General features: G+C 71.4%; 14 protein-coding genes. 11 read left to right on the plus strand and 3 right to left on the minus strand.

Features of this window, described 5'->3' with window-relative positions; genetic code table 11:
• Positions 1–33: 33 nt before the first annotated feature.
• Together DI269_RS03800 and DI269_RS03805 are read right to left on the minus strand one after the other, a co-directional pair.
• A complete protein-coding gene (locus DI269_RS03800) occupies positions 34–717 on the minus strand; it encodes an aggregation-promoting factor C-terminal-like domain-containing protein (RefSeq protein ID WP_112133802.1) in 684 nt (227 codons plus the stop codon).
• A 69-nt stretch (positions 718–786) separates the two neighbouring features.
• Complete coding sequence (locus DI269_RS03805; protein WP_112133803.1) at positions 787–2,070, minus strand: PhoH family protein; 1,284 nt, start codon at positions 2,068–2,070, stop codon at positions 787–789.
• Between the two features lie 236 nt (positions 2,071–2,306).
• Between DI269_RS03805 and DI269_RS03810 the strand changes: the two genes are divergently transcribed.
• The 5 genes from DI269_RS03810 (at position 2,307) to DI269_RS03830 (ending at position 7,528) form a co-directional block, all read left to right on the plus strand.
• The gene (locus tag DI269_RS03810) at positions 2,307–2,573 is read left to right on the plus strand and encodes a hypothetical protein (protein WP_198667119.1); all 267 of its coding nucleotides are present in this window, start codon (positions 2,307–2,309) and stop codon (positions 2,571–2,573) included.
• 13 nt (positions 2,574–2,586) lie between these two features.
• Positions 2,587–3,384, plus strand: coding sequence for a hypothetical protein (locus DI269_RS03815; RefSeq protein ID WP_112133805.1), 798 nt, complete (start codon positions 2,587–2,589; stop codon positions 3,382–3,384).
• A gap of 2 nt (positions 3,385–3,386) precedes the next feature.
• Entirely contained in the window at positions 3,387–6,200 is a 2,814-nt protein-coding gene (locus DI269_RS03820) for an FtsK/SpoIIIE domain-containing protein (RefSeq protein WP_232822604.1), read from the plus strand.
• An 8-nt stretch (positions 6,201–6,208) separates the two neighbouring features.
• Complete coding sequence (locus DI269_RS03825) at positions 6,209–6,880, plus strand: hypothetical protein (protein WP_112133807.1); 672 nt, start codon at positions 6,209–6,211, stop codon at positions 6,878–6,880.
• A gap of 93 nt (positions 6,881–6,973) precedes the next feature.
• The gene (locus DI269_RS03830) at positions 6,974–7,528 is read left to right on the plus strand and encodes a hypothetical protein (protein ID WP_112133808.1); all 555 of its coding nucleotides are present in this window, start codon (positions 6,974–6,976) and stop codon (positions 7,526–7,528) included.
• Between the two features lie 49 nt (positions 7,529–7,577).
• On the opposite strand, the gene DI269_RS26770 is transcribed toward DI269_RS03830, so the two are convergent.
• Entirely contained in the window at positions 7,578–7,745 is a 168-nt protein-coding gene (locus DI269_RS26770) for a hypothetical protein (RefSeq protein ID WP_157974747.1), read from the minus strand.
• A 428-nt stretch (positions 7,746–8,173) separates the two neighbouring features.
• On the opposite strand from DI269_RS26770, the gene DI269_RS03835 reads away from it, so the two are divergent.
• The 6 genes from DI269_RS03835 (at position 8,174) to DI269_RS03860 (ending at position 14,629) form a co-directional block, all read left to right on the plus strand.
• Positions 8,174–9,976 (plus strand): phosphoenolpyruvate carboxykinase (GTP), encoded by a 1,803-nt coding sequence (locus DI269_RS03835; RefSeq protein ID WP_112133813.1) that lies wholly within the window; start codon positions 8,174–8,176, stop codon positions 9,974–9,976.
• Positions 9,977–10,039: 63 nt separating this feature from the next.
• A complete protein-coding gene (locus DI269_RS03840) occupies positions 10,040–10,807 on the plus strand; it encodes an isoprenyl transferase (protein ID WP_112133809.1) in 768 nt (255 codons plus the stop codon).
• A gap of 102 nt (positions 10,808–10,909) precedes the next feature.
• The gene (locus DI269_RS03845; protein ID WP_198667120.1) at positions 10,910–11,455 is read left to right on the plus strand and encodes an RNA polymerase sigma factor; all 546 of its coding nucleotides are present in this window, start codon (positions 10,910–10,912) and stop codon (positions 11,453–11,455) included.
• The gene (locus DI269_RS03850) at positions 11,452–12,666 is read left to right on the plus strand and encodes a hypothetical protein (RefSeq protein ID WP_112133810.1); all 1,215 of its coding nucleotides are present in this window, start codon (positions 11,452–11,454) and stop codon (positions 12,664–12,666) included. Before DI269_RS03845 ends, DI269_RS03850 begins: the two co-directional genes overlap by 4 nt.
• A 164-nt stretch (positions 12,667–12,830) precedes the next feature.
• A complete protein-coding gene (locus DI269_RS03855) occupies positions 12,831–13,388 on the plus strand; it encodes an RNA polymerase sigma factor (protein WP_198667121.1) in 558 nt (185 codons plus the stop codon).
• Positions 13,385–14,629, plus strand: a complete 1,245-nt coding sequence (locus tag DI269_RS03860) for a hypothetical protein (RefSeq protein WP_112133812.1) — start codon at positions 13,385–13,387, stop codon at positions 14,627–14,629. Before DI269_RS03855 ends, DI269_RS03860 begins: the two co-directional genes overlap by 4 nt.
• Positions 14,630–14,684 lie beyond the last annotated feature (55 nt).

A 14,684-nucleotide genomic window follows, 5' to 3' on the forward strand; every position in this document is an offset into this window, starting at 1 on the left:
GGGCGCTCACGCGCCCGCCCCGGTATTCGGTCTCTAGTACCAGCCGACTTCTTCGGAGTGGTTCCAGGCCTCGCAGGGCGTGCCGTAGCGGCCCTCGATGTAGCCCAGGCCCCACTTGATCTGGGTGACCGGGTTGGTCTCCCAGTCCGAGCCCGCGCTGGCCATCTTGTCGCCGGGCAGCGCCTGCGGGATGCCGTAGGCGCCGATCCCGTTGGCCGCGTACTCGTTCCAGCCGGACTCGCGGTCCCACAGGGCCACGAGGCAGCCGACCTGCTCCAGGTCGTGGCCGTTGTCCAGGGCCATGGCGCAGCCGGTGGCCTTGTTCCCGGAGTACTCGTCGCAGCTCGCCGGAATGTCGACGGACGTCGGGTTGGCGTTCGCCTCCGCTTCGGCTTCGGCCTCTTCGGCGGCCTGGTCGGCGTCCTCCTGGGCGGCGTTCAGGCTCTCGGCGCGGTCGGCCGCGAAGTCGGCGAGCGCGTCGGCCTTCACCGAGACGTCGGCGCCGGCGGTCTCGGCGATGTAGTTGACGTGAAAGTAGCGGACTTCCTCGTACGCCTCCTCGGCCTCGGCCTGCTGTTCGGCCGCGGCCTGGCTGGGATGCTGGGCGTCCTGCTCGGATGGGTCGTCGGTCACGGCGTTGACGGCTATGACGGCCCCCAGTGCGAGGACGAGCACGGCGGCCACGCGGGCGCCGTAGCGGGTCAGCAGTGGGATCATTCGCTCTACTCCTGTGTCCCGGGCGTCTGTCCACAGACGCCCGGGACACAGCATGCCAGAGCTGGCCGGTCAGCCTTCCAGCAGGTTGGTGACCATCTCCGCGATTTCCGAACGCTCACTGCGCGTAAGGGTGACATGCGCGAAGAGTGGGTGGCCCTTGAGCACGTCGATGACGCTGGCGACCCCGTCGAAGCGGCCCACCCGCAGGTTGTCGCGCTGCGCGACGTCGTGGGTGAGGACCACTTTGGAGCCCTGTCCGATGCGGGAGAGCACCGTCAGCAGGACGCCGCGTTCGAGCGACTGCGCCTCGTCGACGATGACGAACGCGTCGTGGAGGCTGCGGCCGCGGATGTGCGTCAGCGGCAGGACCTCCAGCATCCCCCGTTCGAGCACCTCGTTGATGACGTTGTCGTCGGTGACGGCCCCGAGGGTGTCGAACACCGCCTGGCCCCACGGGCTCATCTTCTCGCCCTCGGACCCCGGGAGGAATCCGAGCTGCTGCCCGCCGACCGCGTACAGGGGCCGGAACACGATGACCTTCTTGAAGATCTCGCGCTCCAGCGCCTGCTCCAGGCCCGCGCACAGCGCCATCGCGGACTTGCCGGTGCCGGCCTTCCCGCCGAGCGAGACGATCCCGATCTCGGGGTCCAGCAGCAGGTCGATGGCGACGCGCTGCTCGGCCGAGCGGCCGTGGATCCCGAAGGCCTCGCGGCCGCGGATCAGGCGGATCTTCTTGTCGACGGTGACGCGGCCCAGGGCCTTCGAGCTGTTGCCGGTGAGCACCAGCCCGGTGTGGCAGGGCAGTTCCACGTCGTGCGGGAGGTCGACGTCGCCGCCGTCGAACAGGGCGTCGATGACCTCGTCGGCGACCGACACCTCGGCCATGCCCGACCAGGTCGGGTCGACGGCCTGCCCGTGCCGGTACTCCTCGGTGGGGATGCCGACCGCGGAGGCCTTGACCCGCAGCGGCATGTCCTTGGTGACGAGTACGGCGTCGGCGCCTTCGAGCCCGAGGGCCCGGGTCACGGCGATGATGCGGGAGTCGTTCGTGTCCACGGCGAACCCGGCCGGAAGACCGGAGGTGTCCACGTGGTTGAGCTCGACCCGGATGGAACCGCCGTGGTCCCCGATGTCGATGGGCTGATCGAGACGACCGTGCTTGATGCGGAGTTCGTCGAGGCGCCTGAGGCACTCCCGGGCGAACCAGCCCAGCTCGGGGTGGTGGCGTTTGGCTTCCAGCTCGCTGACTACGACGAGCGGGATGACCACGTGGTGTTCGTCGAACCGTGAGAACGCTCCTGGGTCTGACAGCAGAACCGAAGTGTCGAGGACGTAAGTGCGTTGCACTGGCACGGTCGCCTCCCGGGTGTCGATGTGTGGGGGACAGTTCCGGCCCTGAGTGCTGGCCGTCACCTGGCGTTGCCCCGTTGGTACTCACACTGTAGTTGGGAGGTACGTCACTCCGCCACCTAAAAATGCATCGAAAGCAACACTGGTTGTCACTGGACAGTCGGGAATCCGACAAACCAGACACGCCGGGTTGCGACATGATCACGGAAAGTGGACGGATTCTCCGCGAGAATGAGCGCGTGTCAACCGTGAGCGTCGCCGAACTCAAGTCCGCCATCGCCGCCGCCCTCCAGCAGGTCCGCGACGGCCAGGCCGCCATCTCCGCCGCCAGCCAGAACATCGAAGCGGCCCAGGGCGGCCTGACCGCGGTCACCGCCGGGTCCGGCCACGACTCCGTCGCCACCGCCCAGGCCGCGCTCGCGCAGGCCGCGGCGGAGCTGGAGCAGTCCCTGGCCGCGACCTTCGCCGCGGCCGAGCAGGCCGAGGCCTACGCCGCGACCCTCTAGAACGGAGACCCCTGTGGACGTCGCCGCCCTCGCCGGGAGCCTCAAGTCCCTCGCCGCCGACCTCCCCTTCCCCGCGTTCGACACCGCCGACGCCTGCTTCGAGGCCGCCCAGGCCGAGCTGACGGAGGCCTCGCGCGAGTCGAACGCCGAAGTGGGCCTGCACAGGCTCGGGTCCGCCCGCGAGCGCCTCGACGCCGCCCGCACCCGCCTCGGTGAGGCCGTCGAGGCGCTCGACGACTACCTCGCCGCCATCGGCGCCGGATCCGGACCCGGCCAGGCCTCCACGGCGCCGACGACCGGCGCCCCGGCCGCGGCACCGCCCCCTGTGGACCCGCGGCAGTGGTGGACCGACCGCGTCAACGAGCTGTGCGACCGCGGCGGCGACGCCGAACCCGAGAAGGTCCCGCCGACGCGCCTGTTCAACGAGCTGCTCAAGGCCGCGGGGGAGGGGAACGCCGACGCGTACTGCAAGCGCCTGCGCGACGCCGGGCCCGAGACCGGCGTGAAGCTCCCCGGCCTCGCCTGGCCGCTGGTGCGCAGCCTCGCCGCGGAGCACTTGGGCCGCAACCCGAACGCGAGCGACGTCCCGGTCCTGCGCGACAAGTGCGTCGCGAAGGTCCGCGCCCTCGTGCCGAAGGCCGAGCCGCTCCACGTGGCCGAGGCGCTCGCCTCGGCCTGCACCCTCGGGGCCGGCGCCGGCGACGACGCCGCGCGCACCGCCGCGATCGGCCCCGTGCTGGTCGCCGCGATGCACCGCCTGCCCAGGCAGAGCCCGCAAGACGTGCACCCGAAACCCGAGCGGAGGGCCTGACCATGAGCAGCTGGCGCAGACGACTGGTGGCGGCCATGGGCGACGAGCTCGGCCGCGCCCGCGGCGAGGCCCGGCTCCTCGCCGAGCGCACCGCCGAACTCGCCGAGACCGAACGCGGCCGCGCCGAGCAGGTCATCAGCGACGCGGGCCGCAAGCAGACCCAGCTGCGGAACATCCACGAGAAGATGATCGCCACGCTCGAAGCGCGCAAGGCCGCCGCCGTCGAAGGCGGCCACCGGGCGGCACTCGCCGCGGCCGCACTCGCGGCGCCCGCCGCGGCCGGCGCACTGTGGACCGACTGGAAACCCGAGTCGGGCCTGGGCCGCGGACCTGCGCCGCTGCTGCGGGTCGGCCGCATCGCCAACAGCGCTGCGCCGCTTCGGGGGCCCTCCCTCCCCCCCACCCCACCCACCCGCATGCCGGATACCGCCTCGACCGGGCGCGCTCCGGTCGAGAGTGGCGATGACCTCGCCGCCGGCGGAGGGATCCCTCCGGGGGCCGCGACTGCATCAGCCGGCTCGTCCATTGTGGCAGGGGGGTGTGACAATCCAGGACCCTCAGTGACCGACACCTCACTCCCCGCGCTCATCCCGCTGCTCGACCGGTCGCACCTGCGCATCGACTCCGATGCGGCCCACGCGCTCCCCGGGCTGCTGCTGCGTGCGGTCGGCGGCGTCCCGGCCGGGCTCGTGCGGCTGCACATGTACGACCCCGAGCGGCTCGGCGGGTCGCTGTCGGCGTTCGCCGCGCTCGGGAAGGCCGGACTGCTTTCCTTCGTCGGGCCCTCAGGTTTGCGAGAGGAGCTGGACTCGCTCGTGGAGACCGTGCGGCGCGTCAACGCCGACGTGCTTGCAGGCGAACACGAATCGCTTGCGGCGCTGGCCGCCGCCACCGGGCGGCGGCCCGAACCGTGGCGAGTCCTCGTGCTCCTCAACGCCGACCTCGCCGCCTGGCCCGCCCACGACCAGGCCCAGCTCGCGCGCCTGCGCCGCACCGGCGTCGCCGCCGGCGTCCACCTCGTCATCGTCGGCGACGACGACGCCGGACCCGCCGACCTGCCGCGACTCACCGCCGCCGGCGCCACCGCGCTCCCCGGCGCGCCCATCGAATTGGACCCGCCGCCGCCCTCCAGCACCGTCACCAAGGCCGCCAAGCACATCGCCGAGAAGCACCGCGCCGGAAAGGAACCCGCGCGCCTGGTCGACCTGCTCCCGCAGCGGCTGTGGAACGCCTCCTCCGCCTCCGGACTCCAAGCCCCCATCGGCGAGACCGCCGCAGGCGACGTCGCGAAGATCAGCCTCGGCGACAACCCGCCCCACGCCCTCGTCGGCGGCCCCTCCGGCTCCGGCAAGACCAACCTCCTCTACGCATGGATCGCCGGACTCGCCTCCAACTACTCGCCCGACGAACTCGCCCTCTACCTCCTCGACTTCAAAGAAGGCGTCTCCTTCGCGCGCTTCGCCTCCGGGCGCCGCGACCCCACCTGGCTCCCGCACGTGCGCCTCGTCGGCGTCAACATCAACGACGACCGCGAGTTCGGCCTCGCCCTCCTGCGCCACCTCAAGGACGAGCTGCGCCGCCGCGCCGAGGCCGCCAAAGCCCACGAGGCCACCAAGCTCGAAGAGCTCCGCGCCGCCGACCCCGACGGGCACTGGCCGCGCATCGTCGCCGTCGTCGACGAGTTCCAGGTCCTCCTCGAAGCCCGCGACGCCGTCACCGACGAAGCCGTCCAGCTCCTCGAAGACCTCGCCCGCCGCGGCCGCAGCCAGGGCATCCACCTCGTCCTCGCCTCACAGGACGTCGCCGGCATCGAGGCCCTGTGGGGCCGCCCCAGCCTCGTCGCCCAGTTCACGCTGCGCATCGCACTCCCCAAGGCCCGCAGGGTCCTCGCCGAGTCCAACCACGCCGCCGACACCGTCGCCCGCTTCCACGCCGTCGTCAACGACGAGTCCGGCCACACCGGCGCCAACCGCATCGTCGCCGTCCCCAACGCCGGCCACGCCGACGCCTGGGAACCCCTCCAGCAGCGCCTCTGGGAGGCCCGCGGCAGCGACAACGAACCGCCCGCGCTCTTCGACGGCGACCACGTCCCCGACCTCACCGCCGCCATCCCCGCACCTGAGACCGCGCTCCTGGGCCAGACCATCGACGTCGCCTCCCGCGGCGCCGAACTCGCCCTCCACCGCGCCCCCGGCCGCAACCTCGCCGTCCTCGGCACCCGCACCGTCGAAGCCGCCGACATCCTCGCCGCCGCCGCGCTCACCGCCGCCCGCGGCCAGCGCATCGGCGTCGACGTCTGCTGCCTCGAACCCGACGCCGCCTCCTCCGCGCTCGCGCTCGCCGCCGCCCTGGAGACCGAAGGCGCCGACGTCGACTGGCACGACGACCTCGACTCCGCGTGCAAGGACTGGGAGAACCGCGCCGACGGGATGCTCCGCCTCAACCTCTTCTACGCCGTCGACGCCGGGTCCGCACGCCTCGACGCGGCCGGGTCGGCCCGCCTGCGCGCCATGCTCATCGACGGCCCCGAACGCCACCTCCACACCCTCGGCTGGTGGCGGTCCGTGCCGCGCCTGCGCGAGGACCTCGGCGGCTTCTCGGCCCGCTTCGACGCCGTCGACGCCTGGCTCGCCCTCGACGTCCAGGGCCCCGAGCTCGCCCCGCTCTCGCCCGCCAGCGGCGGCCCCGCCTGGTACCCGCGGACCCGCCGCGGCCTCTACTTCGACCGCGCCCGGCACCGGGTCCCGCAGGTCGTCATCCCGTACCGGACGACCGCGCTGCTGCCGAACCCGTCGGCCGTGCTCGACCTGCCCTGAGGAGCGCCATGACCGACAGCGCCACTACGGAATACGCCGACGCCGTCGCCGCGTACCTGAAGGACCGCGCCGACGCCGACGCCGAGATCCGCGCCGCCGACACCGCCTACCGCGACGAGTCCTCGAAACTCGCCGACGCCGTCGCGGCCGCGAGGACCTCCCGCGACGAGGCCAACCGCTCGTCCGTGTCCGCCGCGACCCTCGTCGCCGAGACCGACAAGGCCGTCGCGATCCTGTGGCGGGCCCTCGGCGACTTCGTCGGGCACCGCCGCACCGGCCCCACCCCCTCTGCGGGGGAACCGGACCCCGAGCCGGACGCCGAGCGCGTCCGCACCCGCCTGGAGCGGTCCGGGCGGCTGCTCGCGCTCGCCCGGCAGGGTGAACTCCCCATCGAGGCGCCGCGCCACACCGAGGCCACCGCGGCCGGGATCGGGGCGGCGACCGGGGCGCTGGCCGTGGCGATCGCGCTCGGGGTGCTGCGCGCCGACGACACCGCCGTGCGGCAGGCGCTCGCGGCGCTGACGCTGTTCCTGGGCATCGCGACCGGGCCGATCGTGCTCGGGGTGTGGCTGTCGTGGCAGTACCGGGTGCGCCCGCGCCCGGGTCAGACGCTCGCGTGCGTGGGCGCGGCCGTCGCGGCGGTGTGCGCGCTGGCGGGGTTCTTCCTGCGGGGCCTGTGAGCGGCCCCGGTGGAGCTTGCGGTCCCTGAATTGGCTCTGCTTGACTCGATGGGGTACACCTGGAGCGTTCCTGAAACGTGAGGAGACCCGTCAATGGCCGCCATCGACGACACCGGCTCGTGGCACTACGGCCCGCTGCCGTCCACTGACGACGCCCCGGCCTGGATCTTCGGGATCGTCCCCGACGGGTGGATCGCCGGGATGCCGGAGGTCACCGTGGACCGCGACGAGATGATCATCATCTGCCCGCTGCCGACGCCGGACCACCCGGCCGACGCCACCGAGTCCGACCGGGCCGCCACCGAGGAGGGCCGGATCTCGCGCTTCCGGGAGGCGACGCGCGACATGCGGGTGCAGATCGCGCAGCAGCTCCAGTACCGCTACCACCGGCAGGCGTCGTGGGGGGCGCGCTGCGGGTCCACGACGATGGTCTTCACGCACCAGTCCCTGCCGGTGACGACCCGGCTGCGCCAGCCCGAGCGGCTCGTCCTCGACACGCTCGTCGGCTCCGGGGTGGCCGCGTCGCGCCAGGACGCGCTCGCGTGGTGCGTGCGGCTGGTCGAGCAGCACGCCGAGGACTGGCTGAAGGAGCTGCGGGAGGCGATGGTCAGCGTGGACGAGCTGCGCCGGCGGGGCCCCTCGGTCTGAGCACGATCGATCACGGGCGGAGGCGCGATGCGCCTCCGCCCGTTTCCGTCTATGACCGCAGCAGGAAGTAGACCAGCACGATCGCCATCACCACCACGATCGCGACCGCGAAGGCGACGACCCCCTTCGGGCGGCCCGGCTGCGGTTCCGGTTCACGGTGCGCCATCGGCGTCTCCAACGGTTCGTCGCTGTGTTCCTGTTGTGCATCTTCGCCCAAGACGCCCTCCTGTGGGCCGATTCACGCCAAAACGGTCCGCCACGCGCCCGTAACCGTTTTGCGACGGCGATCTAACGCGCTCGTTCCATGATCGAAACCGATCGCATTAGTTGAGAGCAATGGTCAAATTCGAGCTCAGATGATCGATCGTGCGCGGTCACGCAGAAAGTGCAAGTAGTTGTGATCGTTATGAGCTTGAATGCGCACGCGTAGGGAACCCGTAGGCGGAACGCCTGTTCAACGGCCGTTCAATCACGCACGAGTTCCTGCGCGTTCGCGCCCGTTCCCGTAGCGTCCGAAGGACCGGCCCCGGCCGGAGCGCCCGCGTCCGTGCCCAGAAGCCGACCGAAGGAGCCACCGTGAGCATCGAAGTCGCCACCGGCGTCGCCGCCGCAGCACCCGCCGCCACCGCCGCCGACAACCCCGCGATCGGACTCACCGATCCGCCCACCCGCCACCACCGGCTGCTCGCCTGGGTCGGCGAGGTCGCCGAGCTGACGAACCCCGACCAGATCGTGTGGTGCGACGGCTCCCGGTCCGAATGGGAGCGCCTGACCGCCGAGCTCGTCGCCTTCGGGACCCTCGTCCCGGTCCCGGCCAAGCCGGACTCGTTCCTCGCCCGCACCGACCCCGGCGACGTCGCCCGGGTCGAGGAGCGGACCTTCATCTGCTCCGACGACCCCGAGGACGCCGGCCCCACCAACAACTGGACCGCCCCCGACTACATGCGCGAGACCATGACCGGCCTCTACCGCGGCTCCATGCGCGGGCGCACCATGTACGTCGTCCCCTTCTGCATGGGCTCCCTCGACGCCGAGCAGCCCATGTTCGGCGTCGAGCTCACCGACTCCGCGTACGTCGCCGCCTCCATGCACATCATGACCCGCATGGGCACCCAGGTCCTCGCCAAGATGGGCGGCGACGCCGACTTCGTCAAGTGCCTCCACTCCGTCGGCGCCCCGCTCGTGCCCGGCGACACCGACGTCCCCTGGCCCTGCAACGACACCAAGTACATCTCCCACTTCCCCGGCGACAGGGAGATCTGGTCCTTCGGGTCCGGCTACGGCGGCAACTCCCTCCTCGGGAAGAAGTGCTACGCCCTGCGCATCGCCTCCGCGATGGGCCGCGACGAGGGCTGGATGGCCGAGCACATGCTCATCCTGCGCCTGACCAGCCCCGAAGGGAAGGTCTACCACGTGACCGGCGCGTTCCCCAGCGCCTGCGGCAAGACCAACCTCGCCATGCTCGAACCCACCATCCCCGGCTGGAAGGTCGAGACCCTCGGCGACGACATCGCCTGGCTCCGCTTCGGCGAGGACGGGCGCCTGTGGGCCTCCAACCCCGAGTACGGGTTCTTCGGCGTCGCCCCCGGCACCGACTACCACACCAACCCGAACGCCATGCGCACCATCGCGAAGGGCCACACCCTCTTCACCAACGTCGCCCTCACCGACGACGGCGACGTCTGGTGGGAGGGCATGGGCGAGGCCCCCGCCCACCTCGTCGACTGGAAGGGCCGCGACTGGACCCCCGACTCCGAGGAGCCCTCCAGCCACCCCAACAGCCGCTTCTGCACGCCGATCAAGCAGTGCCCGGTGCTCGCCGACCAGTACGACGACCCGCGCGGCGTCCCGATCGACGCGATCCTCTTCGGCGGCCGCCGCGCCACCACCATCCCGCTGGTCACCCAGGCCCGCGACTGGGTCCACGGCGTGTACATGGGCGCCACCCTCTCCTCCGAGACCACCGCCGCCGCCACCGGCAAAGTGGGCGTCGTCCGCCGCGACCCGATGGCCATGCTGCCGTTCATCGGCTACAACGCCGCCGACTACTTCGGCCACTGGATCGAGATGGGCAAGGCCGCCAGCGACGAGGCCCTCATGCCCGAGGTGTTCTACGTCAACTGGTTCCGCAAGAGCGACGACGGCCGCTTCCTGTGGCCCGGCTTCGGCGAGAACGCCCGCGTCCTCAAATGGGTCGTCGAGCGCCTCGAAGGCCGCGCCGGCGCCGTCGAGACCCCGATCGGGTACTGCCCGGCCCCCGGGTCCCTCGACGTCGACGGCCTCGACCTCACCGAGGACGACCTCGCCGCCGCCCTCAAGGTCGACCCCGCCGAGTGGGCCGAGGAGGTCCCGCTCGTCGAAAGCTGGTTCGCGCGCTTCGGGGACCGCCTCCCCACCGTCCTGTGGGCCGAGCTCGACGCCCTCAAGCAGCGCCTCGACGCGAAGTAACCCGCAGTCACGAGGAGCGGGCAGGGCCGGGGCCGGAACAGCCCCGGCCTACAATTGCCGGTTGTGGCGATCTCGAACCTGCTTTACCGGATATACGAGCGTCGGCTCGCGCGCGAGCTGACCGGCCAGCCGCTGCCCAGGCACATCGGCGTCATGGTCGACGGCAACCGGCGCTGGGCCCGCGACATGGGCCTGACCGACCCCAACGACGGCCACCGCGCCGGCGCCAAGCACATCGAGCGGTTCCTCGGCTGGTGCGACGAACTCGGCGTCGAGCACGTGACCATCTGGCTCCTCTCCACCGAGAACCTCACCCGGCCCAAGGAGCAGCTCGACCCCCTCCTCGACATCATCGACGAGCTCGCCGGCGAGCTCTCCGACGACGACCAGCCCTGGCAGCTGCGCATGGTCGGCGCCCTCGACCTCCTCCCCGAAGACCACCAGGCCGCCCTCAAACGCGCCCAGCAGCGCACCGCCGAGAAACGCGGCATGCAGGTCAACCTCGCCGTCTGCTACGGCGGCCAGCGCGAGATCGCCGACGCCGTCCGCTCCTTCATGCTCGAACAGGCCGCCGCCGGCGCCGGCCTGGAGGAGGCCGCCGAGGCCATCGACGCCGACTCCATCGCCCGCCACCTCTACATGACCGGGCAGCCCGACCCCGACCTCGTCATCCGCACCTCCGGCGAGCAGCGCATCTCCGGATTCCTGCTCTGGCAGTCCGCGTACTCCGAGTTCTACTTCTGCGACTCCAACTGGCCCGACTTCCGCCGCGTCGACTTCCTGCGCGCCGTCCGCTCCTTCGCGACCCGCGACCGCCGCTACGGCAAATGACGTTCTGAGAAAAGACCCGACCCGGCTGAGACGCCCGCGCGTGCCCGTTCGTGTGGAAGGTGCAGTCCCCCGACCGCCCCTCCCCCCGGACCGAGGAGCCACGTGAATGCAGCCGCCGTCGCCGTGACGACCACGATGAACCGAGACCGCGCCGCGCCCGACCGCCGGGCCGAGTTCGACGCCTTCTACGCCCGCAACATCGGCCGGATCACCGCGCAGATCCGGGCCTACGTCGGCGACCACGACGAAGCCGAAGACCTCGTCGCCGAGGCCTTCACCCGGGCCCTGACCCGCTGGAAGACCGTCGGCTCCTACGACAACCCCGCCACGTGGGTCCGCCGCGTCGCCTGGAACCTCGCGACCTCCCGCCTGCGCCGCGGCGCCTTCGCCCGCCGCTTCCTGCGCCGCCAGCGCATCACCGACGTCGAAGGGCCCCAGCCGGACCGCGTCGATCTGGAACGCGCGCTCACCGCACTCAACGAGCGCCACCGCAAGGCGATCATCCTCTACTACATCGCCGACATGACCGCCGCCGAGATCGCCGACCAGGAGCGCGTCGCCGAGTCGACCGTCCGCACCTGGCTCGCCAGAGGAAGAGCCGCGCTCGCCGAGCGCCTGCGCATCGACGAAATCAAGGAGCAGCCGTGAGCAACCCCGATCCCTTGGCAGCGGTCTTCACCGACTACACCGACGACACTTCTGCCGAAGTGCGGGACGGCAGCACCGACCGGTTGTGGCGCAAGGCGAAACGCCGCCGCATCGGCCGAGTCGCGGTCGCATCGGCTGCGGCTCTGGCACTGCTGGTGCCGGCGGGCTGGCTCCTTGCGAACACCGCCGGCGCCGACGGCCCGGAGGCCGCCGAGGAGCCGCCGCCCGTCTGGACCGCCCCGGCGCCGGAGGGCAACGGGCCGAACACCAGGTCGGACATGCTGGTGAAGGGCTACGAGACACTTGTCGGCGCAGTGGTCGACCTGCCCTCGTTCATCCCTGGCAACGATGAGGTGGACGAGATCTGCCAGGTCGACGACGCGGTCGTGGTCCCGGGATGGGTCGAGGTCCCCGACGAGGAAGGTGCGGTCTTCCTCAGGGAGTACACCTCCCTGGTTCCCGCCATGGACGCGGCTCCGATCCCGGTGGCGCTCCTCGGATGCGACTACGGCGACGGTACGGCGTTCCAGGTCGTCACCCTCGCCGACGAAGGCGACCAGTGGTCAACGATCGCCCAGTACGCCCACACCGAGGCCGACGGCGCCGTACCGCTTGAGATCACAGGCTCGGATGAGCCGTTCGGAGAAATCAAGGTCGGCTTCGCCGAGCGGTACGACCCCGAAGCGAACGACCTCGACTACTGGTTCGAGACCATCACGCTCGACGCCGCGGGCGACCCGGTGAGCACGCCCGCCGGCGACCTCGATGTCGAGGGCTTCTCCGACCTCAACATCGACCTGGCGGCCATGGCGACCGGCGAGGCCGGCGTCTGGGACTTCACCGCGACCATTCGCAACGACGGCCCCAGAGATGCGACCGGCTACGAGGTCTACATGTGCGCCCTGTGGAGCCAGACGTTCACGGAGGTCGGGCTCACCGACTGCATCAACCACGAATGCGTCGACACCGGCGACGGCTGCCCCTCGAACCGGGAGCCCGTCGCGGTCATCGACCTGCCGGTCGGCGAGAGCGTCACGTACGAGTGGACTGTGGTCATGGACCTCGACCAGTGGCAGGCGTACATCGACTCCATCGACGACGCCGCGCTCGCCGGCCCGCTGTTCGAGATCACCGCGGAGAAGCCCACCGAGGACCGCACGATCCCGCGGTCGTTCACCCGGGCGGCCATGTTCGCGGAGTTCCTCCTGTAACCCCTTCCCTCCCAAGACGTTCCCGCGAGCCCCGGCTCGCGGGGACGCCGCCGTTTCCGCAAAGTGTGAACTAGAACTCCAATCAGGAGTGCGTCACTCCCGGCCGCGTCCTCGTGTATCTCATGCGGACCCCCAAGCCGCCGTACCGTAGCCGAGGAGCCCCTATGACGCCCACCCGCGACAGCTCTTCTCCACCAGGGGAGGGAGGCGCCGCGGCACAACTGCTGCCCATGCGCGCCAGCCTCGAATTCGATGACTTCTACGCCGCCAACGTCCGGGTCATCACCGGCCAGATCTACGCCTACACCGGCGACCGGACCGAAGCCGAGGACCTGGTGGCCGAGGCGTTCTGCCGGGCGCTCGCGCGCTGGCGGAAGGTGCGCGAGTACGAGAACCCCACCGCGTGGGTGCGCCGCGTGGCCTGGAACCTGGCCACCAGCCACCTGCGCCGCCGCGGGGTCGTCCAGCGCTTCCTCAACCGGCAGCGCGAAACCCACGAGAAGGCGCCCGACGGCGACCGCGTCGACCTCATGCGCGCCCTCGCCGGCATCGGCGAGCACCACCGCAAGGCAGTGATCCTCCGGTACATGGCAGGACTGACCGTGGCCGAGATCGCAGAGCAGGAAGGCGTCGCCGAAGCCACCGTCCGCTCCTGGCTGACCAGGGGGAAAGCCGCACTCGCCGGCCGACTCACCGTCCAAGACGAGATGGAGCAGCGATGAGCACGCCAGACGACACGCGCTTCGAAGAGGCGTTCGCCGACTTCGCCCACGCCGCCGAACTCATGGTCGACCCGGTCGACTCCGCCGTGATCCACGGCCGGGTCCGCCGCCGCCGGACCACCAAGGGCGCCGCGGCCGCCGCGCTCGCCGCGCTCATCGTGGCCGTGCCGGCCGTCTGGTGGCTCCAGGAGTCCAACGGCGACGAGGTCGACCCGCGCCCGGCCGAGGAGACCACCGACGAGATCACCGCCGAGGAGACCACCGACGCCGGCGGCGGCGACCCGGAGGCCACCGCCCCCGAGGGCCAGGAGTCCGGCGGCGACGAACTCGTCCTGCCGTCCTTCGGCGACCTCGTCGGCGCCGAGATCGCACTGCCGTCCTTCGCGGACTGGGAGGGCATCGACGAGAGCTGCCCGAACGCGCCCGCGACCCTCGCCGACGGGACCCCCGACTGGGAGAGCGGCCAGTGGTACCCCGACGACGGTCCGGTCTGGCTGCTCAAGGTGCTCCACGTTCCGCTCGAAGACGGCGGCCCGAACCAGGCGGTCGCGCTGATCGGCTGCGCCACCGGCGAATCCATGGTCCGCCAGGCCGTGGTCGTGGCCGGCGACGGCGAGGGCGGCTGGGAGGTCACCGAGGAGCTCCCCGGCGTGCCCGCCGATGACGTGCTCTACGACATCGCCCCCGCGGCCACGACCGGGGTGCTGCTCATGGTCGTGGACCAGGAGCCGACCGGCAGCGACGACGACGAGTACGAGGTCGGCTACGAGATCCTGCGCTACCGCACCGGCGAGGACCTCGTGAACGTCACCGATGACGCCTACCTGTGGGGCGTCACCGACATCGCCTCGACCCTCGACATGACCGACAACGGCGACGGCACCTGGACGGCGGAGGTCACCGTGACCAACGCGGGCGACCACGAGTCGCAGCGGATCCAGATGAGCGTCTGCAACAACTCCGAGGAGCACCTCGCGGTCGACGGGGAGATGCTGAGCTGCGTCGACGACACCGAGGGCCGCATCCTCGACCCGCTGGAACCCGGCGAGTCGGTGACCTTCGAATGGACCCTCACGCCCTCGCCCCTGGCGGACTGGACGGCGAACGAGGCCGACTTCGAAGGCGTCGGGATCATGGGATGGATCAGGACCCTGGCGTACAGCGTGGACGGTTTCGCCTACGACCCGAAGCCGTTCAACGCCGGCTTCACCGCCCGGATCACCGCCGCCGACATGGAGTGACACCGGAACGCGGAGCGGGCCGGGGCGAATGCCCCGGCCCGCTCCGCGTCTTGCC

Origin of the sequence: Glycomyces dulcitolivorans (assembly GCF_003265355.1) — a bacterium.
GTDB lineage: Bacteria > Actinomycetota > Actinomycetes > Mycobacteriales > Micromonosporaceae > Glycomyces > Glycomyces dulcitolivorans.

What these genes read in the sequence shown, in the direction of transcription:
- DI269_RS03800 (WP_112133802.1), bottom strand. Translation starts at nt 717, where the DNA reads ATGATCCCACTGCTGACCCGCTACGGCGCCCGCGTGGCCGCCGTGCTC.
- DI269_RS03820 (WP_232822604.1), top strand. Translation starts at nt 3,387, where the DNA reads ATGAGCAGCTGGCGCAGACGACTGGTGGCGGCCATGGGCGACGAGCTC.
- DI269_RS03825 (WP_112133807.1), top strand. Translation starts at nt 6,209, where the DNA reads ATGACCGACAGCGCCACTACGGAATACGCCGACGCCGTCGCCGCGTAC.
- DI269_RS03830 (WP_112133808.1), top strand. Translation starts at nt 6,974, where the DNA reads ATGGCCGCCATCGACGACACCGGCTCGTGGCACTACGGCCCGCTGCCG.
- DI269_RS03855 (WP_198667121.1), top strand. Translation starts at nt 12,831, where the DNA reads ATGACGCCCACCCGCGACAGCTCTTCTCCACCAGGGGAGGGAGGCGCC.
- DI269_RS03860 (WP_112133812.1), top strand. Translation starts at nt 13,385, where the DNA reads ATGAGCACGCCAGACGACACGCGCTTCGAAGAGGCGTTCGCCGACTTC.